This window comes from Methylocaldum sp. GT1BB, assembly GCF_051027545.1.
GTDB lineage: Bacteria > Pseudomonadota > Gammaproteobacteria > Methylococcales > Methylococcaceae > Methylocaldum.
In genome coordinates, this window is the sequence record NZ_CP194902.1 from 4,192,785 (window position 1) to 4,215,604 (window position 22,820).

Annotated in this window: 24 protein-coding genes and 4 pseudogenes; 9 read left to right on the forward strand and 19 right to left on the reverse strand. The window is 61.3% G+C overall.

Features of this window, described 5'->3' with window-relative positions:
• Positions 1–136: 136 nt before the first annotated feature.
• Positions 137–874 (forward strand): transposase, encoded by a 738-nt coding sequence (locus ACR2TX_RS20040; RefSeq protein ID WP_434130589.1) that lies wholly within the window; start codon positions 137–139, stop codon positions 872–874.
• A 35-nt stretch (positions 875–909) separates the two neighbouring features.
• On the opposite strand, the gene ACR2TX_RS20045 is transcribed toward ACR2TX_RS20040, so the two are convergent.
• The 9 genes and pseudogenes from ACR2TX_RS20045 to ACR2TX_RS20085 form a co-directional block, all read right to left on the reverse strand.
• Complete coding sequence (locus ACR2TX_RS20045) at positions 910–1,236, reverse strand: hypothetical protein (protein WP_086132892.1); 327 nt, start codon at positions 1,234–1,236, stop codon at positions 910–912.
• 32 nt (positions 1,237–1,268) lie between these two features.
• A complete protein-coding gene (locus ACR2TX_RS20050) occupies positions 1,269–2,909 on the reverse strand; it encodes a CRTAC1 family protein (RefSeq protein WP_434130590.1) in 1,641 nt (546 codons plus the stop codon).
• Between the two features lie 67 nt (positions 2,910–2,976).
• On the reverse strand, positions 2,977–3,744 hold the full coding sequence (locus ACR2TX_RS20055) for a spondin domain-containing protein (RefSeq protein ID WP_434130591.1): 768 nt from the start codon (positions 3,742–3,744) through the stop codon (positions 2,977–2,979).
• A 574-nt stretch (positions 3,745–4,318) separates the two neighbouring features.
• A complete protein-coding gene (locus tag ACR2TX_RS20060) occupies positions 4,319–4,501 on the reverse strand; it encodes a hypothetical protein (protein ID WP_240506747.1) in 183 nt (60 codons plus the stop codon).
• A 23-nt stretch (positions 4,502–4,524) separates the two neighbouring features.
• Positions 4,525–4,689 (reverse strand): annotated as a pseudogene (locus ACR2TX_RS20065) (sulfoxide reductase heme-binding subunit YedZ); the annotation flags it as partial.
• A complete protein-coding gene (locus ACR2TX_RS20070) occupies positions 4,686–4,850 on the reverse strand; it encodes a hypothetical protein (RefSeq protein WP_205780863.1) in 165 nt (54 codons plus the stop codon). The pseudogene ACR2TX_RS20065 and the gene ACR2TX_RS20070, both read right to left, overlap by 4 nt.
• Positions 4,850–5,016: pseudogene (locus ACR2TX_RS20075) on the reverse strand (protein-methionine-sulfoxide reductase catalytic subunit MsrP); the annotation flags it as partial. The pseudogene ACR2TX_RS20075 and the gene ACR2TX_RS20070, both read right to left, overlap by 1 nt.
• Positions 5,017–5,052: 36 nt before the next feature.
• Positions 5,053–5,598 carry a cytochrome P460 family protein gene (locus ACR2TX_RS20080; RefSeq protein ID WP_077732158.1) on the reverse strand — a complete coding sequence of 182 codons (546 nt, stop codon included), beginning with the start codon at positions 5,596–5,598 and terminating at the stop codon, positions 5,053–5,055.
• Positions 5,599–5,710: 112 nt separating this feature from the next.
• Entirely contained in the window at positions 5,711–6,910 is a 1,200-nt protein-coding gene (locus ACR2TX_RS20085; protein ID WP_434130592.1) for a lactonase family protein, read from the reverse strand.
• A 417-nt stretch (positions 6,911–7,327) separates the two neighbouring features.
• Here ACR2TX_RS20085 and ACR2TX_RS20090 point away from each other — a divergent pair, with 417 nt between their 5' ends.
• From ACR2TX_RS20090 to ACR2TX_RS20110, 5 genes and pseudogenes are all read left to right on the forward strand, one after another.
• Positions 7,328–9,244 carry a sigma 54-interacting transcriptional regulator gene (locus tag ACR2TX_RS20090; RefSeq protein ID WP_434130593.1) on the forward strand — a complete coding sequence of 639 codons (1,917 nt, stop codon included), beginning with the start codon at positions 7,328–7,330 and terminating at the stop codon, positions 9,242–9,244.
• Between the two features lie 536 nt (positions 9,245–9,780).
• Positions 9,781–10,014 (forward strand): annotated as a pseudogene (locus tag ACR2TX_RS20095) (transposase); the annotation flags it as partial.
• A gap of 33 nt (positions 10,015–10,047) precedes the next feature.
• Positions 10,048–10,218, forward strand: a pseudogene (locus ACR2TX_RS20100) (transposase); the annotation flags it as partial.
• Between the two features lie 31 nt (positions 10,219–10,249).
• Positions 10,250–10,453 carry a hypothetical protein gene (locus tag ACR2TX_RS20105; protein WP_434130594.1) on the forward strand — a complete coding sequence of 68 codons (204 nt, stop codon included), beginning with the start codon at positions 10,250–10,252 and terminating at the stop codon, positions 10,451–10,453.
• A gap of 131 nt (positions 10,454–10,584) precedes the next feature.
• Complete coding sequence (locus tag ACR2TX_RS20110; protein WP_434130595.1) at positions 10,585–10,938, forward strand: hypothetical protein; 354 nt, start codon at positions 10,585–10,587, stop codon at positions 10,936–10,938.
• A 105-nt stretch (positions 10,939–11,043) separates the two neighbouring features.
• Here ACR2TX_RS20110 and ACR2TX_RS20115 read toward each other — a convergent pair whose 3' ends face one another.
• Genes ACR2TX_RS20115 through ACR2TX_RS20130 form a run of 4 tightly spaced genes read right to left on the reverse strand, consistent with a single transcriptional unit; the run spans position 11,044 to position 14,413 of the window.
• Positions 11,044–12,597 (reverse strand): conjugal transfer protein TraG N-terminal domain-containing protein, encoded by a 1,554-nt coding sequence (locus tag ACR2TX_RS20115; protein ID WP_434130596.1) that lies wholly within the window; start codon positions 12,595–12,597, stop codon positions 11,044–11,046.
• A gap of 11 nt (positions 12,598–12,608) precedes the next feature.
• Positions 12,609–13,511, reverse strand: a complete 903-nt coding sequence (locus ACR2TX_RS20120) for a DUF3262 family protein (RefSeq protein ID WP_434130597.1) — start codon at positions 13,509–13,511, stop codon at positions 12,609–12,611.
• The gene (locus ACR2TX_RS20125) at positions 13,508–14,107 is read right to left on the reverse strand and encodes an Ivy family c-type lysozyme inhibitor (RefSeq protein WP_210024176.1); all 600 of its coding nucleotides are present in this window, start codon (positions 14,105–14,107) and stop codon (positions 13,508–13,510) included. Before ACR2TX_RS20125 ends, ACR2TX_RS20120 begins: the two co-directional genes overlap by 4 nt.
• 60 nt (positions 14,108–14,167) lie before the next feature.
• A complete protein-coding gene (locus ACR2TX_RS20130) occupies positions 14,168–14,413 on the reverse strand; it encodes a hypothetical protein (RefSeq protein WP_086132884.1) in 246 nt (81 codons plus the stop codon).
• A gap of 263 nt (positions 14,414–14,676) precedes the next feature.
• Here ACR2TX_RS20130 and ACR2TX_RS20135 point away from each other — a divergent pair, with 263 nt between their 5' ends.
• The 3 genes from ACR2TX_RS20135 to ACR2TX_RS20145 all read left to right on the forward strand — a co-directional run bounded on the left by ACR2TX_RS20135 (position 14,677) and on the right by ACR2TX_RS20145 (position 15,814).
• On the forward strand, positions 14,677–14,850 hold the full coding sequence (locus ACR2TX_RS20135) for a hypothetical protein (RefSeq protein WP_168183689.1): 174 nt from the start codon (positions 14,677–14,679) through the stop codon (positions 14,848–14,850).
• Between the two features lie 83 nt (positions 14,851–14,933).
• Positions 14,934–15,278: a helix-turn-helix domain-containing protein gene (locus ACR2TX_RS20140; RefSeq protein ID WP_086132883.1), complete on the forward strand. Its 345-nt coding sequence runs from the start codon at positions 14,934–14,936 to the stop codon at positions 15,276–15,278.
• An 8-nt stretch (positions 15,279–15,286) separates the two neighbouring features.
• Complete coding sequence (locus ACR2TX_RS20145; protein ID WP_156881721.1) at positions 15,287–15,814, forward strand: RES family NAD+ phosphorylase; 528 nt, start codon at positions 15,287–15,289, stop codon at positions 15,812–15,814.
• A gap of 213 nt (positions 15,815–16,027) precedes the next feature.
• Here the strand turns inward: ACR2TX_RS20145 and ACR2TX_RS20150 are convergent, their stop codons facing one another.
• From ACR2TX_RS20150 to ACR2TX_RS20175, 6 genes are read right to left on the reverse strand one after another with little or no spacing between them, the layout of a single operon-like run.
• Positions 16,028–17,659 (reverse strand): integrating conjugative element protein, encoded by a 1,632-nt coding sequence (locus tag ACR2TX_RS20150; RefSeq protein ID WP_434132522.1) that lies wholly within the window; start codon positions 17,657–17,659, stop codon positions 16,028–16,030.
• Positions 17,542–18,858: a TIGR03756 family integrating conjugative element protein gene (locus ACR2TX_RS20155; protein ID WP_434130598.1), complete on the reverse strand. Its 1,317-nt coding sequence runs from the start codon at positions 18,856–18,858 to the stop codon at positions 17,542–17,544. The genes ACR2TX_RS20150 and ACR2TX_RS20155 overlap by 118 nt, the downstream gene beginning before the upstream one ends.
• The gene (locus ACR2TX_RS20160; RefSeq protein WP_434132524.1) at positions 18,855–19,298 is read right to left on the reverse strand and encodes a DUF1525 domain-containing protein; all 444 of its coding nucleotides are present in this window, start codon (positions 19,296–19,298) and stop codon (positions 18,855–18,857) included. The genes ACR2TX_RS20155 and ACR2TX_RS20160 overlap by 4 nt, the downstream gene beginning before the upstream one ends.
• A gap of 3 nt (positions 19,299–19,301) precedes the next feature.
• The gene (locus ACR2TX_RS20165) at positions 19,302–22,094 is read right to left on the reverse strand and encodes a conjugative transfer ATPase (protein WP_434130600.1); all 2,793 of its coding nucleotides are present in this window, start codon (positions 22,092–22,094) and stop codon (positions 19,302–19,304) included.
• The gene (locus ACR2TX_RS20170; RefSeq protein WP_210024171.1) at positions 22,091–22,501 is read right to left on the reverse strand and encodes a TIGR03751 family conjugal transfer lipoprotein; all 411 of its coding nucleotides are present in this window, start codon (positions 22,499–22,501) and stop codon (positions 22,091–22,093) included. The genes ACR2TX_RS20165 and ACR2TX_RS20170 overlap by 4 nt, the downstream gene beginning before the upstream one ends.
• Positions 22,449–22,820: a hypothetical protein gene (locus tag ACR2TX_RS20175; RefSeq protein WP_156881717.1), complete on the reverse strand. Its 372-nt coding sequence runs from the start codon at positions 22,818–22,820 to the stop codon at positions 22,449–22,451. Before ACR2TX_RS20175 ends, ACR2TX_RS20170 begins: the two co-directional genes overlap by 53 nt.

Genomic DNA, 22,820 nt, shown 5'->3' on the forward strand with positions numbered 1-22,820 from the left:
GGACTGGCAAACTCAACTCATTACGGTGTATCTGACGGTGTGTGATCTCTACCGCAGGGGCCTCTGGGTCCATGGACAGCGATTCGCGCCCTAGGCCGATCTGCGCTTTACGGATGAAGAGGCCATCACCCTTTATTTGTGTGGCATTCTCGATGGAAAGTGCCAGATCAAAACGCTCTACGAGCATGCCCGGCGCTATTGGCGTGACTGGTTTCCGCATCTGCCCAGCTACGGCGGCTTCGTCCAGCGCCTGAATCGGCTCGCCGACGTGTTTCCCGCGCTGTTGGAACGCTGGAGTCCAGCTGGCGCGCCCGCCACCCCGATCGGGGTCGCCGATTCCTTCAAGGTGGTGCTGGCCCAGCAGGCCCGGCGGTATACCGCCAAGGTTGCCAAGGACCTGGCGGCGAGTGGCTATTGTCCGACCAAGAAGCTCTACTACCACGGGGTGAAAAGCCACGTGATCGGCGATGAGCGGCCGGGCACCTTACCCCGGCCCCGCTATATCGCTCTGACGGCGGCGAACCTGAACGACGGCCCGGTGCTCGAACAGATTGCCCCGAGCCTGGGCTATCGAAATCTGTTTGCCGATAAGGCTTACGAATACCTGTCGCGCCAGACCTCGCTCCCGTTCACGGTCTTCACGCCGGTGCGAAAGACGCCGGGACAGGCGCATCTCGATGCCGCCGACCGGTTGTATTCCACGGCCGTGTCGCGGGTTCGCCAACCCATTGAAGCGCTGTTTAACTGGATTCAGGCGAAAACCGGTATCGAGGCGGCCAGCAAAGTCCGTTCCTCGCGGGGACTCCTCGTTCACGTCTTCGGCCGCCTCGCGGCTGCCATGTTCCTGTTGAACCAGTGGCCGGACAGCCCTTAATTCGCATTTAAGCGAGTGTCATTGTCCGACCTTTCTCACGTGACCCCGTCACTGCGATGGATAATCCGCAATCGTCGGCTGATCCGGTCCAAAATCAGAAAAGCCCCCGCGAGGATCAAGACATGGATGAATCCGGAGATATTGGACCTTGAAACGAGGAGCCCGGATTGGATAAGCAGCACGCTCAGGAAGGCCGATGCAAAAATCGATAATGCGCCGGTCAAGGGATCGAACGGGCGGCGGCGCAGCAGCCAGAGCGGAGCGAGAAACGCAAATCCAGTCAGGCCGACCAAGCTGGCGCGCACCAGATTGACTTCAGGGTACAGAATGCGAAAACGCCGATCCAGCAGGAACAGCAGCAACGTCAGGCTACCGATCGAGAGTCGATTTCGTTTCAGTGCGGATGCCCCTTGGCCGATTTGGCAGCGGAGTGGGTTTCGGAGTCCACGGTAGCGCCTGTGACGGGACCGTCAATCCGGAACGGCCGGTTCACGGGCGGATGATCGAAGACCGTCTGGCTCCCGTCTGCCCATGCGATCACAAGCCGCTCGGCATGCGTGCCTCGACCCAGGCCAAAAACAAGAGCTGAGGTCTGATCGGTGCCCAGCCCCGAAGCAGAAGCGACCTCGCGGGTGTATTTGGCCCCCGAGCCTTCCAACGACGCGCGGGCGCCAAGCGAACGAACGGTATCCGGCAGGATCACCGTGACCCGGTTGTCGTCGCTGCGGTTCAAGTAGGCCCGGCTCGGGCTGTCATTGTTGAGCCAGAACAGGTCCGGACGGCCATCACCGTCGAAATCGGCGATGACGGGCGAGTTGCTGAACGCGGGGTTCTCGGCTACCGGCGCAGGGTAGAAATCCGGCGTCGTGCCGACACCGAGGAGCACTTTCCCGGGAAACTTGAACAGGTGGTGGACTGGCCACTTGACGTAGTTTTGGGATACGAGGAGGTCCAGCGTCCCGTCGAAATTGACGTCCTCGAATACCGGTCCCCAGGCAAAACCAAGTCCTCCGAGTCCCGCCGCCTTCGTGACATTGCTGAAGCGGAACCCGCCCTCGTTGCGCAGCAACAACCAGCCGCCAGCGTAAGGCTGGTCATCATGGCGGTCGCCTTTGGCAGCAAAAGCAGGGAACGAATCGCCGACGTTGGAGAACACGAGATCCTGGTCGCCGTCGCCGTCCATGTCGCCCGCCGCGACGCCCATCCAGAAGCCATAACCCGACGCGAGCGGCACGGCCTCGAAGCGGCCATCGCGGAGGTTGCGCAGGATTTCGACCTGGCCGGTGTTTTGCGCGAGGACCAAGTCTTGATAACCGTCGCCATCCAGATCGACGAAAATCGAGGTGAAGGTGTTCTGCTTCGAGGCGGTGACTGGTGTCGTGATGTCCGTGAATCGGAGATTGCCGTCGTTGCGCAGCAGGCGGTTCGTCTTGGCGTGCTCGGGCACGTTGAATGTGGCCGAGACGAAGTGAGGGCGGTCGACGAAATCACTGATGTAGAGGTCACCGTCACCGTCATGATCGATATCGGACACGGCGATCGCCAGCGGGACTGAATTGACGGGTAATGCGACCGGCAGGGGTTGCGGCTGGAATTTTTGGTTCTGGTTTATATAGAGTGTGACACCATCATCGCGTGCCACGATCAAGTCCACGTCTCCATCGCCGTCGAGATCAATTGCGCAGGACCCGTAGGTCGCAGGTTTCGGGTCCGGAGACGAAATTCCCGTGCCGGCGATGCGGTCCACCAGCCGCCCATCTTGCAGCGCAAGCAGCGCGTCCGGTTGGCCGGCGCCGCCGCCCACGAAAATCTCCTCGCGGCCGTCGCCGTCCAAATCCAGCACGGCGGCTCCCGTGAGGTGGTGGGATGTCTCGCGGTTCCAGCGATGCGAGAAGTCGACAGCGATCTCCTCGTAGCGAGGCAGCGCCACGCCCTTGGGCAGGGCGCGCAGCGGTTCGCTGGGGTAGATCCACACGCAGCCCGGAAAGGCCAGGCCGGCAAGCACACAGGCCGCGATTCTGAGTGAATTTTTCACGGTAGTATCCTCCAGGTAGCCCGCCGCAGTGAACGTGGCGGGCAGGTGTGGAAAATTGTTAACCGCACTACTGACGGACAAAGGTGACCTGGCCGACCGGATTACGCTTGCCGTCCTTTTTCAAGAAATACGCTGCGTCGCTCGGCTGGACAGTTCCGCGTGGCTCGGCGTCGCTATCGAAAGCCCGATAGCTGGTGCCCGAGTCCGTGCCCGTGTCCCAGGCGTAAAGCGTGACGGACTTTTTGCCGACCCATTGGCCGTTCTCCATCAGCATGACGTCGGCGGCAAAGCCGCACCAGTCCGGGCTGGGCGCGATCATCGCGCCGATCGACACCATTGGATGACTTGGGTTGATCTCAAAATTCGCAACGGCCTTGCCCGGGACGTCCCGTATCGGATCCGGCGTTTCGATCAATACCCCGGCGGCACCGGCCGCAATGGCCGAGCGGATTTCGTCATCAAGCGGCTGGTGCTTTCCTTCCTCACACAGATGCTCAACGCCCGGCGATGCTGTGCCGCCGGCCTTGAACGGCGAGTAATCGGCGTTGTGAGTTACGCCGATGACCGGAGAAAAGTGCGCGAGCAACGGGAAATCCTTTGGATGCGTCTTGGAACTCCAAGTCCGCTCGAAAGAGACCTGGTAGCGCGCGGGCGCGGGTTCCGCATGGGCAGCGCTACAGGATAGAACTGCCGCCGCGAGGGCCGTGCCGCTGATCCAGCGCTGGCCGCGAATGGCGGAAATCCGCGAGGACACAGGGGTTCCGATGTGCTGGCGGGGGGCCAGATGACGGGATTGGGCCGGAACTGAATTAGGGAAGCGCATGGTCGATCTCATGGTGTGTCTCCTAGTGCAGTGATGTGTTGTGGTTGCTGCGATCGCTTCCGGAACCAAACTCCGGCGGATCGTGAAACTGTTAAAACAATCAACGTGCCAGTATTGGATAAGGGTAAAAACAACCAATAAAATCCATGACATATGCACTACACGGAGATACGGCCATAATTCTCGGCCATCGTCCCCACTGCCATTTGCAGGGAAACCTCAACTATTCGTGGGCCTGATCGGGCATATCCAGCGTAGCCTTGGTGATGGGTACCAACCCGCGTGATTGGCCACTCTGGTCGTCCACTTCACGGCTACAACCCTGTGGTCTTTTGTGCAGACACGCCTCCAGGACTGAGATCCAAGGGTTAAGGAGAACGTGATGTTCGCGGAGGTGAAAAAGACGAAAGTCGCGTGCAATCCAGGCATGAGATTTCACCACTCGTGTGGTATCCAAGGACGCTGTGGGTAGGCAATTATCCCGCCGGCAGCTTCTACCCATCCCTTGTCCGGCCATCATGCGGACGCGCCTTTGGATCAGCAGCCCGCAAGACACTGGCCTTTGGCAGACGGACCGCCGGCAAAATCAGCGGAATCCAAAAAAATAGATCACCGGTGTTTGCGTATCGGCCTCGACCAGCCACAAATAGTGGATCGCGTCCAGAAGCGCCGCGGGATAGATCGGCTTGTGCAAGGGCTTCCAATCGTGCTTGAGGCGGCGTTGCCAGCCATTATCGAGGTGATCGCGAGCGGCAGCAGCATCAGCCACGCGGCGAAGCCGAGCGTGATGGGGGCACGCTTGATCAAGTCATCTCCGAGTTGCCGAAGCGAGAACTCAAGATCGAAGACGAGGTAGATGGGAAAATCCAGGCACAGGTAGGCGTACGCCCACAGGCCCAGCGCGCGGTGTACGCGAATCGGCTCGGTCAACCCCGTGAGCCTGCGCAGCGGCGTCATCCCAGCGTCACGAGCAGCAGCCGCAGGGTCCAGTCGCCCGTGTAGTGCTCGAGGAATTCGGCGGAAATGGGCCCGCGCCTACTGGCGATCGTCCACTGGATGGCGAATGCGAGCGTCCATGCGGCGAGCCGCCAAAGCCAGAGCTTGAACGTCGCAGACATCAGAAGTCGATCCCGAGGTCCATGCCGGTGTAAGGGACGCCACTTCAGAGCAAGCGTTGAACATCAGCGTCTCGCGCTTGAAGAGCTCGAAGAGGCGCCACTCGCGCCTCCGGCTCCAGCGCGGATGATCCACTCCGGGATTCACGTTGGCATAGAAGCCGTACTTCCGGCAGTGTGTATGACCCGATTTCCACGAATCAGCTCAAGGCTTCAGGGTGGGATAACCTTCGACGAACACCCAGTCCGTCGCCCTGGCAGGAATATGACAGCTCTGACAGGTCTCGGTGAAGCTCTTTGACGTATTTAGCGCCGGGTTGCTCGCTTCGTACATCGCCCAGCCCCAGCCCTCTGCCCAATGCGGGTGGTTCTTAAAACGACGCTTGTCGTCCTTGATCATGACAAACCAGACTGCGTTTTCCCCGGCCCATTGCGCCGGACCGGTGGTCTTGAACCCGGTTTGCAGTGTGCGGATTTCCTTGACCAACACGGCTCCATCCGGGAAGCGACCGTGCTGGCGATAGTAGGCGGCGGCTTCTGGTTGCGTGTAGACATCATGAAAACCCTTGCCTGGCGCCTTCTCGTCGGCGACCACCCAGGATCCAAGGTGGGTCCAGGTCGTGCGGTAATTTTCCGGCAGACGGGTTTCGCCTTTGTCGTCGACCCAGCGACTGTAAGTCTCTCCGGACATGTCTGCCATTGCCGGAACGGCGACCATCAGGGCAAGCGGGATCGTAAACAGGTGTTTCATGGCGTGACTCTCTAGTGAGCGGCTTGCATTCGTTCGAATCTGTTGTCATCAACTGTCGGCAAGCACTGGGTTGAAAGCCCCAGCGCTTGCTTGCTGACCAAAAGCAACCACTTCAGCGAACGACTAGTCCGGTGACGCCGGCGGGCAGGGAGTCGAGGCTTTCCAGTTTCTCGAGCGCACCGCCCCTGCGGATGCGGTAAATGCCAATGCTGTGATCGCCGCCGCTGAGGGTGTACAACACCGTGCCATCCGTAGAAACAGCGAGGTCGGTCGGCCGGTTTTCTTCGGCCGCTCTCGTTTGCAGCAGCGACAAGCGCCCCGCAGAGTCGAAGGCGAACGCGGAAATGGCATTGGCAGGCGTGTCCGCAGTGAATGCGACACGCCCATTGGGTGTAATGGCCAGCCAGCAAGCGGCGGTTTGACCGACCGCAACTTCTCCATCGATCACTTGCACCCTTCCATCCTCCAGCAATTGATAAGAGGAGGCCGTTGCCCCGCCGACAGCACCACCCTGGGCCTCGGAGACAAAGAATTGCTCGCGCTTGCCGAAGGCGAAACCGAACGGCGTGGTTCCGGCTGAATCGATAACATGGCGGTTCGCCGGTGTGCCGTCTTCGCTCAGGGAGAATGTGGTGATTTTGTTGGTCACTTTTTCCGTGACAACCAAGGCGTCGCCCTCCTGGCCGAAACTGATTTGAGCCGGCGCTGTGCCCTCCCCGCTGAGATTCCAATGGGACCCGGGCAAGGGATGCAGCTTCCCGGCGCGGGGATCGAACCGGAAACCGTAGATGGAATCGTCCCCGGCGTTGACCACATATACCCGATTGCGGTTAACGGTTATGCTGATTGGGGTCGATCCTTCCTCGGCAACGCGGTCGACGAGCACTAGACCGTCGCGTTTCACCCGGAACACCGAAACGTCGTTGCTGCCCGCGTTTACAGCAAACAAATAGTGCTCGTTGTGACTCAGTGCGAGCGCACCCTGATTGCCCAGGCCGGAACCGGTTCCCGTTCCGCCCGTGGTAAAACGACCCGCCGGTTCCATGTGGCCGTTGCCGTAGCGCCGAAAGGCGAGCACTTCATTCTGGATAGCGTCGTTAGACAGGGTATACACTGTTTCCTGGGCATCGTTCCGTTCATGGTCGGGGCGCTCGTCCGAATCGGCCAAGCCGATGGCCGGGATGAACGATGTGAAACAGAGCATGATGAGCGTAAGCTGTGGCATCAATAACGCAGTGGCCAGGTCGGATGATAAGAAGGGTTTCACCGCCCTCCCCAGCCCACAGGCCCGAATAGATCTTGTGAATGACATGTCGCTACCCTCCTCTTGCAATGGGTTGAATCGAGCGCTTTCCCGTCATCGGGATGATGAACGGATATCGCCCTTTTTCCTTCACAAGAATCGTGCCGACCTCTGTTAACCCGTGTAAGCCGCAGAAATCAAAGCTCTGGATAAGAAGGGCTACCGGTCAGGACCGCCGCAGATCTCCAGAGAAAGCCGCAACATCTGGTGGGGGTCGCAAGATATGGTGGCTACCGCGGTCTTCATTCGCCAATCGACATGCGATCCGCATGCTCCGGATGCCGTCGGGCGATGATTGGGCCTTCGGCATCGACTGGCCCTTGAAGCCGGGTACTACGCGAGGTAGATTGGGTCGCTCGGCTTAGGTGCTGCGCATCGAGCTGGGGTCGTACCTCCCTTGGGAAATGACAGGGGCCTTACTTCCGGATGCCGAAGAATTCCACGCCTACGACACTCTCCCCCTCAGAACCGCCAGGACCGACCGATGCGTTGGAACTGGCGGCGTTGCGCGCCATCGTGGAAGGGACCGCTCATGCCACGGGGGAGGCGTTCTTCCGCGCGCTGGTGCGGAACCTCTGCCTCGCCACCGGAGTCACCAATGCCTTCGTCGCGGAATTCGCCGATTCCGAGACTCGGGTCCGCTCGTTGGCATTCTGGAAGAACGGCCGATGGATCGAAACCCAAGAATGGGAGCTGGCAGGCACGCCTTGCGAGGACGTGCTTCGCGGTGGGCTATGCCATTACCCCGCAGGGGTCTCGCAACGGTTTCCGAAGGAGGAGGGAGTCGAGAGCTACCTCGGTGTGCCGCTCCGGGACGCTGACGGCGGCATTCTTGGCCATCTGGCGATCTTCGATCACCGGCCCATGCTGCCGGAACCACGGCTGTTATTCACGTTCCAGATCTTCGCGGCCAGAGCCGCGGCGGAGCTGGACCGCATAAGGCTGCTGAAGCAGCTTCGCCAGAGCGAGGAACGTTTCCGCGATCTGTTCGATGAAGCGCCGATCGCCTATGTCCACGAAGATTTGCAGTCCAGATTCATCCGGGCGAACCGAACCGCCATGCGCATACTCGGCATCACGCCCGAGCAAGTACCCGGCACCCTGGGTATGTCGTTCGTGCCTAATACCCCGGAAGCCCAGCGCCGGGTGAAAGAGGCCTTCGCGTCGATCGGCCGGGGAACGGATACCAGCGGCGTGGTGCTCGAACTCCGCCGTCGGGACAACAATCAGCCAATCTGGATTCAGTGGTGGTCGCGGCCGGACCCCAGTGGACAGTTTACCCGTACCATGTTCCTGGACATCACCGATCGCGTATTGATGGAGCGGGAACAGGCCCAGCTGAAGGCGCAGAACCTGTATCTGCAGGAGGAAATCAAATCGGACCACAACTTCGAGGAGATCGTCGGGAGAAGCGCGGCGATTCAGTCGGTGTTGTCCAACGTCCGCCGCGTGGCGCCTACGGACGCGTCGGTGCTGATCCAGGGCGAATCGGGTACGGGGAAGGAACTGATCGCCCGCGCGATTCATTCCGCCAGCCATCGGCGCGACAAGCCCTTAGTCAAAGTCAATTGCGCGGCCTTGCCGACGGGCCTCGTGGAGAGCGAGTTGTTCGGCCACGAAAAGGGCGCCTTCACCGGCGCCATCGCCAGGCGCATCGGGCGATTCGAACTCGCCGACGGCGGCACCATTTTTCTGGATGAAATCGGCGAAATCCCGCTGGAAGTCCAGGTCAAATTGCTGCGAGTCCTTCAGGAGCAGGAGTTCGACCGGGTAGGCGGGAAAGCGCCGATCAAGGTCGATGTCAGGGTGATCGCCGCAACCAACCGCGATCTGCTGAAGGCGGTCGCCGACAAGACATTCCGCGACGATCTGTATTATCGACTGAATGTGTTTCCCGTATTCACGCCGCCCCTTCGAGAGCGAACAGAGGACATTCCACTGCTGCTGCGTTTCTTGATCGAGAAGTTTGCACCCCGGATAGGTAAGAAAATCGAGGGTATCAGTAGCAAATCCCTGCAAAGACTGCAGTCTTATCGCTGGCCGGGCAATATTCGCGAACTGGAGAATGTGATCGAGCGCGCCATTATTCTGGCGGATGGGCCACTCCTAGAAGTCGACGCGGAAATGCTGCCGGGATCTACCGACCCTGCCCCTGACGCAGGGTTTGCCGTGACCAGCGGCGCCACTCTGGAAGCGGTCGAACGGCAACATATTCTGGCAGTGCTTGAAAAGGTTGGGTGGGTAATCGAGGGCCCCAATGGCGCCGCCCACATTCTTGACCTACATCCCAGCACCCTTCGGTACCGCATGAAAAAGCTCGGTTTGACCCAGGAGCGCCGTTAACTATCGCGGGCTCCTCGAATAGTTGAGGACGATTTACCAAGCCCATTGCGCTGCACGAATCGCGGCTTTGCGGTTGCATCGCCGGTGCCACGGCCATCTAACCAAAGTGTTCCTAGCCGGACGGCGTCTTGGCGAAGAAATGGCACGACATTCGCTATTCTCCTCGTGATCACTCACAAAATGCAGCGTTCATGCTTCGAATCACCGCCCAAGCAGACTCCAGGACCCGTGTTCGCCTGATCGTGGAAGGTAGGCTAATCGGGCCGTGGAACCCAGCGCTGGAAGCAGCGGTGAGTGAATCTCGCGCGGCATATGAGCATGTGCACCTTGACCTTTCCGGACTCCAGTTCGCCGATGAGCAAGGACTTAGCCTGCTTCGCAGATTCGTTAGCGAAAATGTGGTGTTGGAACGAGTATCCCCTTTCATCCAGGAGCTCCTGACCACTCGCCTCGAATAATCACCGGCTGAAAGCCGGTGGCTTAGGGTTAGAGCGTGTTATGAACTTTTTGCTGGAGAAGTGGTTATTACGAGCATGATGACTCGTAAACCTTATCCTAGCGATGTGTCGGACGACGAATGGATGTTCGTCGTGCCTTATTTAATCTTGATGAAGGCGGACGCGCCCCAACGCCAGCACGATCTGCGTGAGATCTTCAATGGTCTGCGCTGGTTGGTGCGGGCCGGTGCGCCCTGGCGGCTGTTACCGCATGACCTGCCGCCCTGGGAAGCCGTCTATCAGCAGACCCAGCGTTGGCTTGCGGCGGGCTGTTTCGAAGCGGTCGTCCACGATCTCCGAGAACTTCTGCGCCAGGCCCAGGCCGGATCGAAAGCGTTGAAGCGTGTAGAAGGCCGGCTAGCGGTGCCGGAGTTGTGCCGGGAGTTGGGGGTCAGTTCGGCGACGTTCTACAAGTGGCGCGCGAAATATGGAGATATGGACACATCCTTGATAACTCGGATGGAGGAATTGGAAGCCTAGAATGCCTGCCTGAAGGAGATCTACGCCGATGACCGTTGAAGATACCCCAATCCATTACCCGGTAATGATTCCGCCCGAGAGAGCAATCGATCCGGCAGCAGCCAACCTCACAGATGACACGGAGCCCGCGCTTGAATGCGGCGGACGAAATTCCAAGCACGCCATTGATCTGATTGGCCGGCCGATTATCGGCCAACATCTTGATGAATTGAGCGAGATCGACGGCTTGTAGGTGTCTCTCACGCTGGAACTTGCGCCATCGGCACTGCCGTGCGATTTTTATGTCTATACGTCCGCTGATCCCCGGCATGGAGGAATGCCGATGAACACCATCCTACTCACCATTGGCTTTTTTGGATCACTGTGGCTGCCTACGGCCTGACGCGGCAGCGTCCGGCCGAATTCTGGCGGACGGTAACGACCGATGTGGTCATCACGCGAGAGCTGTGGGGCCGCTGGACCATTCCCGTTCGGGCAATGCGCCTCACGTTTGCTCCAACGGTGTTTGTCTGCGCGGTGGCCGTCGCGTGTGGCTGGATGCTGCTGCAACTGGTTTTTGGCTCACTGGACGATGCTGAAGAAGATGTTTCTTTTGACAAACGGGATGAGTCTGAATATAGCATGGGCGGGATTTATAACTACGCTACAGGCAAGTGCGACAACGGCTGCCAACCTGGTGGTATTTACGATTGGGACCTGCGGCAAGGAAAAAGTTGAATAACTCGGTCGTGGCTGGCCGAATTTCTGCCAAAAAATGGGCCTGAAATCACGCTGATTCCAGTCCCGGTTTACTTTGAACTTAGAAGTACTTGGGGTGAACGATCACTTCTTGTTAGGGGGTTTTAGCTCGCGAAACCGGTTCTTCACAAGGCTGAGCGCGTTTCCAAAGCCGCTGCCGGTGGCGGCCGCACTAGAGTTTGTTCCCTCTAGGAAGGAATTGAGTCCAACGCCCGCGTGATATCCAGCCCAACCCAACATGCCTACCCATAAGACCGGCACGATCGTGAACATCGTGCCGGTAACGAGATCGATCACCACTTCGCTCACGGTGTAGTCCATCTTATCGGCAGCAAAGTCGAACCAGCCGGTGGGGTTGAGTGCTTGTTGGAGCGTATTATCGAGCCAGACGGCCGCCGCCCACAGGAATGTCAGGAACCGCACGGCAAAGAGAGTAATCGTCAAAGTCAGGAGCGTGCCGACGGAAAACTCGCCGAATAACAGGACGAACGGCATCAGCGCAAAGATCAGCATCAGAAGAACCGCCTGGCCGACAGGCGCCGCTTCGCGAATGGCGTACATCTTCGACTGAAAGAAGACCGATTCCCACCACCCTCCAACGGTCGCGCCTGCTCTAGCCAATCGTCCGCCGGCGGCATCCCCAAGACCCGCTGTCACCGGCATGCTCAACCTGCCGTCCTCGATGGTCCACATTGACCGAAGGGCAGCGTCTTCGGTCTTTCTGGCGTCCCAGCCGAACGCATTCATGAGTTGGATCACCCACCCCTGGGTTTGCGCCCACGCCTCCACTTCGATCTCTTGGATCAACCGGTCTCTGATCCCGTAAGTCTGTGCCTCCCACCAGTCCTTGCACTCGGGCCGGCCCCACTGCGGCGCCGGATAATGCTCGGTGTCGTACTCCGTATCCCGTTGCGGATCGAAGGGAAAGCCCGGTATTTCCTCGCTCGCCCTTGTCGCAAGGTTAATGTTGTTCACTCCGTAGTAGCTACTTGTGTCCAAGAAGAATTGCGAACCCGGCCAGTCGATGTCCGACGGGTCGTACCCGCTCGGCAGCTGCTGCTTGCTATCGAAGAGCCTCATCCGGGCGGGATACCAGCAATCGTGCGTGAAAAGTTGAAGCTCCCGCCGAAGTTGCGGGTCTTTGATCCGGCTGTTTTCAAGCTTGTATTGGTACAGCCGGAAGTCGTTCTGGCAGGGAATCGCGGCGACCGCGGCGTTGACCACTCCGCCCGCGGCCGCCATGACGCCATACCACCACACCGGCACGTGACCGGTAATTTCGGAGATGCCAAGAGCGGTGAACACGCTGTCGTAGGTCGTGTTGGAGGCGCCGCCCTTGGCCGCATCGTTTGAGCACGGCCGAGTATAAACGAGCCCCGAGGGTTGAAGCGGAATGAAGGGCGAACCCGCGAGCATGACCACCGTGAACATCGTCGCGATCGAGACTTCGGCGGCACGGATGTTCCGTTCCGCGCCCTCGGCCCCGGCGGCTTCGTAGCTTTCGATCCAAGCCCTGACCGCCATTGCAATGAAAGGGATATAAAGCAGCCCGATATTGAGCAGCGAACTCCAAAGCGTCTCGTAGAAATGCCAGCCAAGTGCAGCGAGATACAATTCAAGATACGACCCAACGCTCATAAGCCCTCCTCCTATACTGCAAGGAAGACAACCAGCATCAGGGATACCAATGCCGCCGCGCGGACGATGCTGTTTTGCATCTGCATGACGGTGATGACGCCGTTCCGCCAGTTCGAGTATTGGGCAAGCGCGATCCAGGCGAGCCAGAGCAGCAAGATGACGGATAGCGTTTCGAGGATTACCTGTCGCATTTGTGACATCGCAATCCCGGCGCCGCGGTAGAAGGCTTCGTTGCTCGACGGCGGCGTGTAACCCGCGAGCGGATTACCGGCATGTCCGCTTCCTGAACCAACCCCGCCTCCCCCGCCTCCCCCGCCGGCACCGCCGTTGCCAGAGCCGACTGAACCGCCGGACCCGGTCCCCACGATGCCGGTGATCGAGGCTACGTCATAGCCGCCGAGCATCGTCATGTAGCTCATCGCCTTGGTCCCATTGCCGTCGGCGCAGCCCGTTCCGGACGAGAGGCACTTCGCAAGGCCATGGGCGCCGATGAGATGGGCGCCGACGAGAAGACCCGAAGGAGTTACCGGGGCACCGTTCGCCGTCTGGGAGATCATCTGGTCGAGGCCTTCAGCCTCGATATAGCTCCAAAGCTTGTGATGATAAGCCTGGACCGCGTTGTTCTGCGCCGTGGAACCGTTCAGGTAGTCGTTTTTGCTGTAGATACCGTCCTTGCCCGTCCATTGGCCGCTCCAGTCGTTTGTGGTGGTGCCGTCGGGCCGGTAATAGCCGGCTTCGATGAGAGCGGCTTCGCTCATCTGATACAGGCCGAGGTGCCCCGATTCATTTGTTTTCGTCGGATCTCCACTCGATTCGCGTTGCGCGAGGGACGCGAGGAAAGCTTGATACATATCGGCGATCGCCCACGCTGACACCGCGGCTAGCACGACGAATAGCCATGCCCGCGCATTCATTGCGATTTCCTTTTGGCATCCTCTGCCTTGGCGCAGGTGATGGCCGCCTCGGCAACCGAAATGGATGTCCCGAGTCGACGGCCTCTTCCCTTCTCGTTGAGTTCAATGACATACGTCTTCGAACCAAGATCGAAGGCCGCGTACAACGCGTATTCGTTGCACTCGTGGGACTTACAAAGGTCCCATACGAGTACGCGCTGTCCATTTCGCTCATATCGGCGGACGTAGTAAGCCGGACCACTCATGTCCTGAACCCACTTTTCTTCGGCGCGGGTCACGGCGAAGTGCCGCTCGCGGATTTCCGGAACGGTCGCGACCAGATGCCACGGATGGCCGCTGTAAGCCGGATCGCCCGCGATCCGAAGGGTTCCGCCATCGGAGCAGGATTCCACGCGTTCCAACTCTCGATCGCTCGGTTGAAGGTTAACCCGCTCGTCCGCATAAACCCCTCCAGCCGTCAGCAGCCCCAGCACCGCCAAAATCGCCAGCGGCCGTCGCCGGCCCGCACTCGCCATGGCCTCGATCAGCGGATTCCCGCATTGTTCGCAGTAGCGTTCCGTGTTCGGATTCGATGCGCCGCATTTGGGGCAAACCATAGTGCTTCTCCTTGAAATTGAGTCGGCTATCGGAATCGAACGTCGAGGCAGTGAGACCACTCACACATCTGACTGAACGTCCGGCGCGACGTCCGATTCGTCCACGGTTAAGGAAGCAGTGTGCCCGAGGCCCATCGCGCCTTCGATCCTCGCCACGCGATCGCCTAAGGTCTGGAGTTGCCGGCAGAGCTCTTCGTTCGAACGCCTGAGGTTCTCGCACAGTTCGAGCAGACGCTTGCTGCGTCGGGAGATGCTGCCCAATTGGCTCAGGGCAAAGATGAATAAGAGCGCAAACAGTAAAGCCACGGTCGCTCCTCACAAAAAGAACAGAAAGCGCGCGGAGGACGTTACGAATCAGCTAGAAGTCAACGCGCCTGGCGGCGAGTCTGCCCAAGCCAATAGACGGAAATCAAACGAAAACCCTTGTTTGGTTTTGAAAGGGTTTTTTGATGGCTTTAGCTTGGAGACGCGTGATCTCGGACTTGAAGCTCCCCCGTAAGTTGGCAATACTTCCAGGGCGACATGGTATAGAGCGCAGAGAGGCTCCCCGAGCATCGCAGTAGCTCGACATGGGCTTAAAACCCCGCAGCTTCTCGCAGTCGCCGGCGAGCTACTGTCCCGAGGGGCTGGCGGGTGTCCCGGAATCGACGTGCAACCTCGCCAAGATCCACCAAGACAGCATGATCGCCTGGCAGTGCCTTGGGCTGTTTTCCGTCCTGTCAGGCGAAATGCCGGTTGCATGAGGTCTAATTTTTTATCTGGACAAATGTCTAGACATTGCCTAGAGTAGTGGCTACTCATCCTACTACCCCCTATCGCGACGCTGATGAACGCCGTACGAGACATCAAGATCAATCCGCAAAAGATCCGCCAGTCCCTGCATCTCTCCCGTGAGGCGATGGGCCGGATATTGCGGGTGAGCGCCAAGACCTTGGAGCGCTGGGAAAAGCAGGATGGCGTGCGGAACCCGGACGCGATCAAGGATCTCGCCAAGATCCGGGAGATCAGCGAACTCGCCAGCCTGGTTTACACGCCTGAAGGCGTCGAGACCTTCCTCGCGACCCCGCTGCCGGAATTCCAAGGGCGAACCGCCCTTGACCTGATGAGCTTGCGGGAATACGACACCGTCATCGCGGCACTCGCCGCAGACGTCGAAGGACTCGGCTATTAACCCGCCCCTTGATCCAATCGCATCTCAAAGCCTGGCAAGGCACCGCCTATCGCCACCTGCCGCAAGGACCGCTGGATCCGCTGGACTTCAGCCGAGCGGGACTCGCTCGCGATAATCGCTGGAATATCCAAGGGGAGCCGACGCTATATTTGGCTCGCCATAAACATGTGGCACTAGCGGAGATGGCCCGCCATATCACCGAAGACCGTTCGCCTGTGTTAGCGCAGCAGGTCAAGCGCCGCCAGGTTTACCGCTTCGATCTCGCCTTCCACGCGACGTTGGATCTGACCCATCCCGAAGTGCTCGCCGTCTTATCGATCACCGACGCCCCACAGTGTTTTATCGACAAGTCCGTAGCTCGGGCCACGGCTGAGTTTGTCAGAAAACTCACGCCGGCCGAAGCCATTTTCGTTCCTTCACTGGCCTTTCTCGATCGCCCGGAAAACTGGGTACTGGTGGTCTTCCTGGAAAAACTTTCCGCAAATCCGGGCTTCATTTCGTCCGTGACGCCGGATGGTTCTTTTTCGATCGAGTAATGTCGGCCTGCTGCCTGGACGCACAACAGACAAAACCAGACTTCCGTTGAAGAGCAGGCGCCCGGTTTTATTGTCGATTGAAATCGATCTGGTCCTGGGTGGGCACGAGCACGACAACGTGCAGCAATGGCGCGGACTGCGGTTCGCGCCGATCTTCAAGGCCGATGCCAATGCCCGCTCGACCTATGTGCTGGACCTGGAATACGACACTGGTCAGCGGCGCCTGGCACCATCCCTCAAGGCCCCTCCTCTGCCGGCAAGAGCCAGTTCCGGGCAAACTCCCCGCCGACGTTCTGAACAAATAGCGCCTCGATGACGAGGAGCCAGGCTACGGCTCGCCAGCGGAGCGCCAATACCGCCCGCCGTTTCGCTTCCGGCCAGCGCCACCGCCGCGCCGCGCCATCCATCCACCGCGGCCACCCGCCGATCAGGATCAGAAACACCAGCAATCGCCAAGCGGCGAGATACGGCTTCGCCGCATCGAGCGCGCGCTCGACCGCCGGCAGGCCCGCTTGATACGCCCAAAGCCCCAGGACCAGGCCGACCAGCATCATCAGGGCGGCCAGCAGCGCGAGACCCAGCCCGAGCGTGGGCAGTAAGCGCCGCGCACTCATTTGCGTACCGCGCCGCCCGGCTCGATCGGCTTCCGGTCATGGGCGGCGGGCGCCTGCGTATCGCACCCGATTCGCCCCGCCCTTCGCGAAGCTCGATCAAGGTCGCGGAAGTCTGTGCGAACAGCTCCCGGCGGATCCGCGTCTCGAACAACATGGCGTCGATGTCCTTATCCAGGGCCGCGAGCATGCGTTCAATATCGGCATGCGCCGGGGAGGCGTAAATGTTCGGCTCCATCCGCCCGGACAGAATCAGGCGCCGCAAGAGAAGCGCCTTTTCGAGATTTCGGGCGACGGCGGCTTCGTTCGCCAGTTTGTGAACCGCCATCCCCTGTTCCTGAGGCGTCGATAGACGGCGTATGCCGTCGATGACCTCGCGCGTCAGCAGCGTTCCTGGCGGCGAGAGCCTGGCCAGCGTGTCCGCCTCCGGCGCCGTCGTGCCGGTGACGATCTTCATCAAGTCTCCGAGAAGTTCCCGGGTCTCCTGCTCGATCTTGGGGGCAAGGCCGTGGCCGGGGGTCGCGGTTCGGGCCGTGTCCCTGTCGGTCCGGACGGCCACGTCGCCGAGGACATACTGGGCGTAGGCGACCGCCTCGTCCGGACTCGGCCAGACCTTGGCGAGAGGTGGCGGCGAGGGACTCACCACCGCGCCGGTGTCGGTCACCGGGCGGCCCAGCTCGATGTTGTAGCCGGCCCGCACGGTGTCGGCGGTGACCCGGATCGGTGCCTGCCCCGCCCCGCCCGCGCGCTGGCCGCCGATCCAGGGAACGCCGTTTTTACCGGCATTCGTCTCCACCGTATCCTTCGCGGTTTTTACGTCCACCGAGGACGAATTCAGACCGCCGGTCCCCATTTGCATTTTCCAGTCGTAGCCCTTGACCAGAGTGATCCAATCCTCGAAGGGATTCTGGCCGCGGGCGATCTCCGACTCCATTTGCTCGCAGCTCTTGGTGGCGAGGGAGATCGTCGCCTCGGCCTGGAGCAGAGCGTTCTGGAACAGGTCGTAGAGCCCAGGGTTCGCCCGTTGCAGGATCAGGGCGGGCAAGGAAGCGATCGCGTTGGTCGCGGCGTTGACCATGGAGCCGATCATGTTCTCGATTCCTTGGCTGACATTGTTCAGGATGTTGGAGACACCGAGCACCGGATCGAAGTTTCCGCACGAAAACGCCCGTCGAAGATCGAGCGAACCGCCGAGGGTAATCGAGTGGGCGTAGGGGTTCGCCGCGACAGTGATCGCCTCGGCCCCGCCGATCTCGTAGTACCAGCGGCTCGATCGGGCGGGTGACACCGGCACGGCGGATGATTGCGCGGTGAGTGACAGGGCGACGAACAGAATGAGAGGACGGCGGAGTGCGCGGACCATGGACAGTCGTCTCCTACTGGGTTCGGGTCGGCGTTGGCGTGGTCGAGCTGTCGGACGGATAGGACATAATGTCGATGCTGCCGATGAAGCTGCCTTTCACCTTGCAGCACTTGTAGGGACGCCACAGCGTGAAGGCATAATTTCCATCGGCTGCGACCTTGCTGCCCGCCCAGCCCGAAAAACTCATGAGGTCGTTGGCTGCCGAACACTTCGCAGCTTCCGGCGCGTTTGGGCGTCAGCATCTGCCAGGTGCCGGTCTTGGCGTCTCCCTCTTTCAGGGACGGCGGATACCACACCATGTACTTTTTCTTTTCTTTCCGCTTGTCGCTCTCGAGCGCGATGTAGACATGCGGCTGACCCGTCCGCGTCACCACGTCTCCGGCGCGCTGCGCCACGACCGCGGCCGCCTTGGGGTCTTCGGCCTGGGTCACGAAGCCGCCTCTGGGATAAACCGCACCCCAGGTATTCAAGGGCCAGTCGCCGATCTCCCGCAGCCCGGGAATGAGCGACTGGGGATAAATGAATTCGGGAATCGCCCAACGCCAGGCCAAGGCATCCAGGGCCGAGACGAGATAGGGCTGAAACGGCGTCGACGCCGAGGGGCACAGGAAAAAGCCCGCGGCCGGATGGCCGATGGCGTCGGAGTCCTTGAAGATCAGGTTCTTGTGCGCCGGGTGCTCGCGAGCCGGCCGGCCGGCGATGCCGCATTCGGTCGTCGTGCCGCCGCCCAGAAGGTTCGGCAATTGGCCGCCCATGGCCGAAAGCACCGCGCCCGCGCCGGTGGTTTGAATCCCAGCCAGAAGGGCCTTCATCTCGGTCCAGGGATTGTTGGCGATACCGTTGTGGGCGCTGACCACCAGATCGGGATTGTAGTGGCCGTACTTGGCCGAGGTTTCGATCTCGCAGCCGAAGGGCGTGCACACCAGCCAGAGGCATACCCCGATCACCTGGAACTTGATGCAGGAAAAGTTCAAGGCGCTGGATAGAATCGTGCCGGTGTTGATGGGTTCGGCCCGAAGGTCAGCCGTCAGCGCCAGAACGAGAAAGCTCAGCGTCAAACGCTTGATCATGGCGTACCTTCCTTCCAGGTCCGGTAGTACCGCAGCGCCTCGCCGAGATCGGCGGTGCCATAGACGACCGCCCTACCCCGGTCGAACACGATCGCGGGATAACGCGTGAGGCCGTAGCTCAGTGCTCGGGCATGGCCTTCGTAGGCCGCCTGCAACGGCGCCGCAAGCCCACTGCCCTGCCCTTCGAGCCGCTGCCGGGCGATCCGCCAAGGCCGCCGCCTCGTTCGCGGGGAGTCCTGCCGAGAGGACCGCCTCGATCCGGCGTGGGGCGGAAAGATCGAAGATGTCGATGGGAACCCCTTGGGGCCGAAGCGCGTGAGCGCCGGAGGCTGGAAACGCCGGATCGGTGAAAATTTCCACGGCGGCCGGCCCGATATCGGCCGGAACCGGGGGTGCGGAGAGGCACAGCACGACCATCGAGGCCCACAGGGATTGGCGATGCGTCATGATGGCGAGGCCTCCTTCGTGAATACGCTACTGCGCTTCCGAGCGATGCGTTCGGCGACCTTCAGCGCCGCTTCCGGCTCGGTGCAGCCCTGTTGTGTCATGAGCGCCGCCCGTTCGGCCTTCTCGTCCTTCTCGGTCATGGCGAGGGCCAGCGCGATGGGCGGCGGAACGTTCCGGAACAAGGCCTTCAGCGCCCGGCTCAGAACTACGCCCTCGGTGTACTTGCCGGGCTCCTTGGTCGCGGCGAGCAGCAGCGCCCGTTCCTCGGCGCTGAGCTCCCGGAACCTCGCGATCTGCTCGGCCTCCTCGGGCGGCATGGAGAGGCACAGCCACCATTCCATCATGTTGAGCATCCGCCGGGCCGCATCGGGAAAGTCCTGGAGGTTTTGGGTGGCGAGCCACAGCCAGGCGCCATAGCGCCGCCACATCTTCGAGATCTTGACCACGTAAGGCGCCAACAGCGGATTGGTGGTGACGATGTGCGCCTCGTCGGTGAGCACCAGCGTCGGCCGGCCCTCGTACTGATGCTGCTCGACCAGAGCGTGGATGTGATTCATCAGCGAGATGTAGGCAACCGTCAGCTTATCCTCGTAGCCTTCCTGCGCGAGGACGCCCATCTCGAACACGGTGACGTCGGCTTCCGGCCAGAGCTGCCCCGGCCGATTGAACAGCTTGGCTTTGAGGCTTCCCTCGGTACAGAAGAGGCTCAAGGCATCGGCCATTTCGAGTACCCGGGCACGCCGCGGCGGATCAAGTTCGGCAAGGCCCGGCAGATGGCGGAGACCGTGCGCGACGTCCTCGGTGAGCGGCTGGCGTTTCGCGGCGACCGCTTGCCGCGCTGCCTCGACGATGGCCTCACGGATCAGGAGCCGGTCGGCGCGCGTCAGGCGCGCTTCTTCCTTGGCGTCGCCGCCGGTAATCATGAGGCGCGCCGCGATTTCGGCCTCGCCCAGAAAGTCGCGATCCTCGCTCGCCGTGTCGTCGGCGTCGTCCAGGTCTTCGGGGCCGGCCAAATCCAGGTCTAGGCGTCGCCGGTGCTTGGGATCGAGCAGCTTTCCGATCTCGGCGAAGGGCGGCAGGCTCACGTCGCTTTTCGGCCGTACCCGGACGTAGTTCACCGATAGCCCCTGAGCTTCGAGATACTGCCCGAACAGCCGGAACGAACTCGCCCCGTCGATGATGAACAGTCTCGGCCGGTGCACCGCCATGATGTGCAGCAGGAGATACACCAGGAGCGAGGACTTGCCGGCGCCGGTCGGCCCCAGGATCAGGGCGTGGGCGTTCGATTTCCGGTCGACGATGGGGTCGAACGTCAGGGGCTCGCCGCCCCGGTTGTAGACCAGAATGCCGGGGTGGCCGGTACCGGTCGAGCGGCCGTAGAGCGGCACCAGGTTCGACAGATGGCGCGCGAACATGAAGCGCGATCGGCGAGCGCGTTTCCGGTCGAAGCGGTGGTCGTAGCCCATGGGGAGGCACCGGAGGTACGTGTCCAGGGCGCAGAGGTCCTGGCGCTCGTCGATGGGCCGGAGATGATTGGTGAGGAGCAGGGAATGCAGCTGGTTCTGCTTTCGGCGGAGATCCTCCTCGTCTTCGCCGCGAAGGTAAAACGTGATCTGGGTCGGGAACAGCTTGTTCCCCTGCGCGATCTGGAATTGCGCGGCCTTGGCGTCCTCGCCGGCGAGCTGGGCCTCGGCGTAGTCGCCGATCGCGGCGCGTTCCACCCGAACCAGGCGTTCGCGGACATCGTCCTGAGGCTGGAACTCGACCGTGATCGCCATCACAACGCCTGGCGGCAGCCGGTCAAACACCGCGTACAGATGCCGACCGATGCGCCGTTCCGCGAAGAACTGACCGATCGTCGGCGGATCGGTCAGCTGTTGAATGGTGATGGCGCGGTGCGGCAGGCCGTCGAACCACCAGAGGCCTTTCTCGGGATGATAACGCGGAAGTCCCAGAACCAAGGCTTCGCCGAAATCGTAGCCGTAGGGCCGGTCCTCGTGATCGTCGCCGGGATAGGGCGCAAGCGCGAGCAAGGCCTCCACGTCGCCCGCCGTTACCGCCGGGCGCGGATTGAACCAGCGCAGCATCCACTCGTAAAGGTCCCGCCCGCCGAGCCGGCGGACGCCCACCCCCGTCGATTCAAGTCCGGCGGTGAGCCGGGCCGCGGCCTCGTTCAGCTCCCGGATCGGACCGAGATCATCCGGTCCCTTGAGAGATTGGGTGGCGCTGCGCCGCCTGAACAAGCACGCGTGGACCTTCCGTCGATTCCCTTGCCACGGCCCACCCGTGACCTGATCGTCATGGAATAGTCCGCCGGGCCGTGCGATGTTGGCGCAGTGGTCGCGCAGCACGGCCAGCCAGTGGCGGGTATAGGCCAAGTCGCGAATTTCGATCCGCGCGTAGGCCTCCACCTGGTCGGCCAGGCCATCGAGCCGGTACTCGTCATGGACGAAGAGCTGGAAGACCCAAGGGTCTTGTTGCTCCGCGACCGAGCCCGTGAGCACCTGCTGGATCTTGTCGCGGAACTCGGCCAGCCACTCCTCCGGGCGCGCCTCGACGCCGGCGGGCCGGATCTCGAACAAGGCGCCGACGTTGCGCCCGTCGTCGAGCAGAAAGACCTGGTGTTCGGGATCGTAGTCGAGCCAGGGCAGATGGTTGGTGAAACTGCTCGGCCGCTCGTAGCGCCGCCTGACGTCCGCCTCGGTGGGCGGCGTGGTTCGGTCGAACGGCCCGCGTGGCGCGGGTTCGATGGCTCGGGGTTTGGATAAAAACGAAAACTGCGGTATCACCACCCCTCCGCTTCGCCCGGCAGGGCGTATTCCACCGTCTCATACATCGGAAAACTGGTGGCATAGCCCGGCACCGGATGGCCCTGGGGCGAGATGTGCGGGAAAACGTACAGGACGAGGTCCGGATTCGGCAGGCGCGGGAACAGGTGCTGGATCTCGGTGTGGGCCTCGCGGGTCCAGCCGTCCAGGTTCAGGGCGGCATCGCCTGGGCCGCGCGCACCCCGCTCCCGTCGGGCGCCTTCCGTTCGGCGCTGCCGGGTTTTTTCGAAATGGGCATCGTAAACCTCCCGCATGGTGGGTCCCCCCTGCGGCAGAAGGGTGTCCTTGCTGCCGGTGGCGCAGCCGACCAGGAGGCTAATCGAGATCATGGTCACGGCCCGCGTGAACGGCTGGGGTAGCGTGCGCATAGTCGAGTTTCCTGCCCTTGGGTTCGTAATCGATGGGGAGCTCCCGGTCCACGTGGACCGCGAGTTCGACGCCGGTGTCGACGAACACGGCATCGAAGGATTGGCTCTGCCGCTCGTCGATCCAGCGGGCCACCTCGTTGGCGCCTTCCGAGACTACCTCACCGGCGGCGTACTGCTCCGGGCTGCCCGTGACCGTGCTGGTGTAGCCGCCGAGCGGCGTTACCCCGATTGTGGTCTGGGAGCGGGCGTAGGCCCGACCCGCCGCCTCGACGCCCTTCGCCAGAATGCGCCCGCCCAGATATTGCGCGGCGTTGGTCAC

Bases quoted from the DNA above. Each gene is read 5' to 3' on its own strand.
- ACR2TX_RS20170 (WP_210024171.1), bottom strand. From the start codon at position 22,501: ATGCGCACGCTACCCCAGCCGTTCACGCGGGCCGTGACCATGATCTCG.
- ACR2TX_RS20085 (WP_434130592.1), bottom strand. From the start codon at position 6,910: ATGTCATTCACAAGATCTATTCGGGCCTGTGGGCTGGGGAGGGCGGTG.
- ACR2TX_RS20070 (WP_205780863.1), bottom strand. From the start codon at position 4,850: ATGTCTGCGACGTTCAAGCTCTGGCTTTGGCGGCTCGCCGCATGGACG.
- ACR2TX_RS20055 (WP_434130591.1), bottom strand. From the start codon at position 3,744: ATGAGATCGACCATGCGCTTCCCTAATTCAGTTCCGGCCCAATCCCGT.
- ACR2TX_RS20140 (WP_086132883.1), top strand. From the start codon at position 14,934: ATGAACGCCGTACGAGACATCAAGATCAATCCGCAAAAGATCCGCCAG.
- ACR2TX_RS20155 (WP_434130598.1), bottom strand. From the start codon at position 18,858: ATGATCAAGCGTTTGACGCTGAGCTTTCTCGTTCTGGCGCTGACGGCT.
- ACR2TX_RS20125 (WP_210024176.1), bottom strand. From the start codon at position 14,107: ATGGTTTGCCCCAAATGCGGCGCATCGAATCCGAACACGGAACGCTAC.
- ACR2TX_RS20135 (WP_168183689.1), top strand. From the start codon at position 14,677: ATGGGCTTAAAACCCCGCAGCTTCTCGCAGTCGCCGGCGAGCTACTGT.
- ACR2TX_RS20090 (WP_434130593.1), top strand. From the start codon at position 7,328: ATGCCGAAGAATTCCACGCCTACGACACTCTCCCCCTCAGAACCGCCA.
- ACR2TX_RS20120 (WP_434130597.1), bottom strand. From the start codon at position 13,511: ATGAATGCGCGGGCATGGCTATTCGTCGTGCTAGCCGCGGTGTCAGCG.
- ACR2TX_RS20115 (WP_434130596.1), bottom strand. From the start codon at position 12,597: ATGAGCGTTGGGTCGTATCTTGAATTGTATCTCGCTGCACTTGGCTGG.
- ACR2TX_RS20105 (WP_434130594.1), top strand. From the start codon at position 10,250: ATGACCGTTGAAGATACCCCAATCCATTACCCGGTAATGATTCCGCCC.
- ACR2TX_RS20080 (WP_077732158.1), bottom strand. From the start codon at position 5,598: ATGAAACACCTGTTTACGATCCCGCTTGCCCTGATGGTCGCCGTTCCG.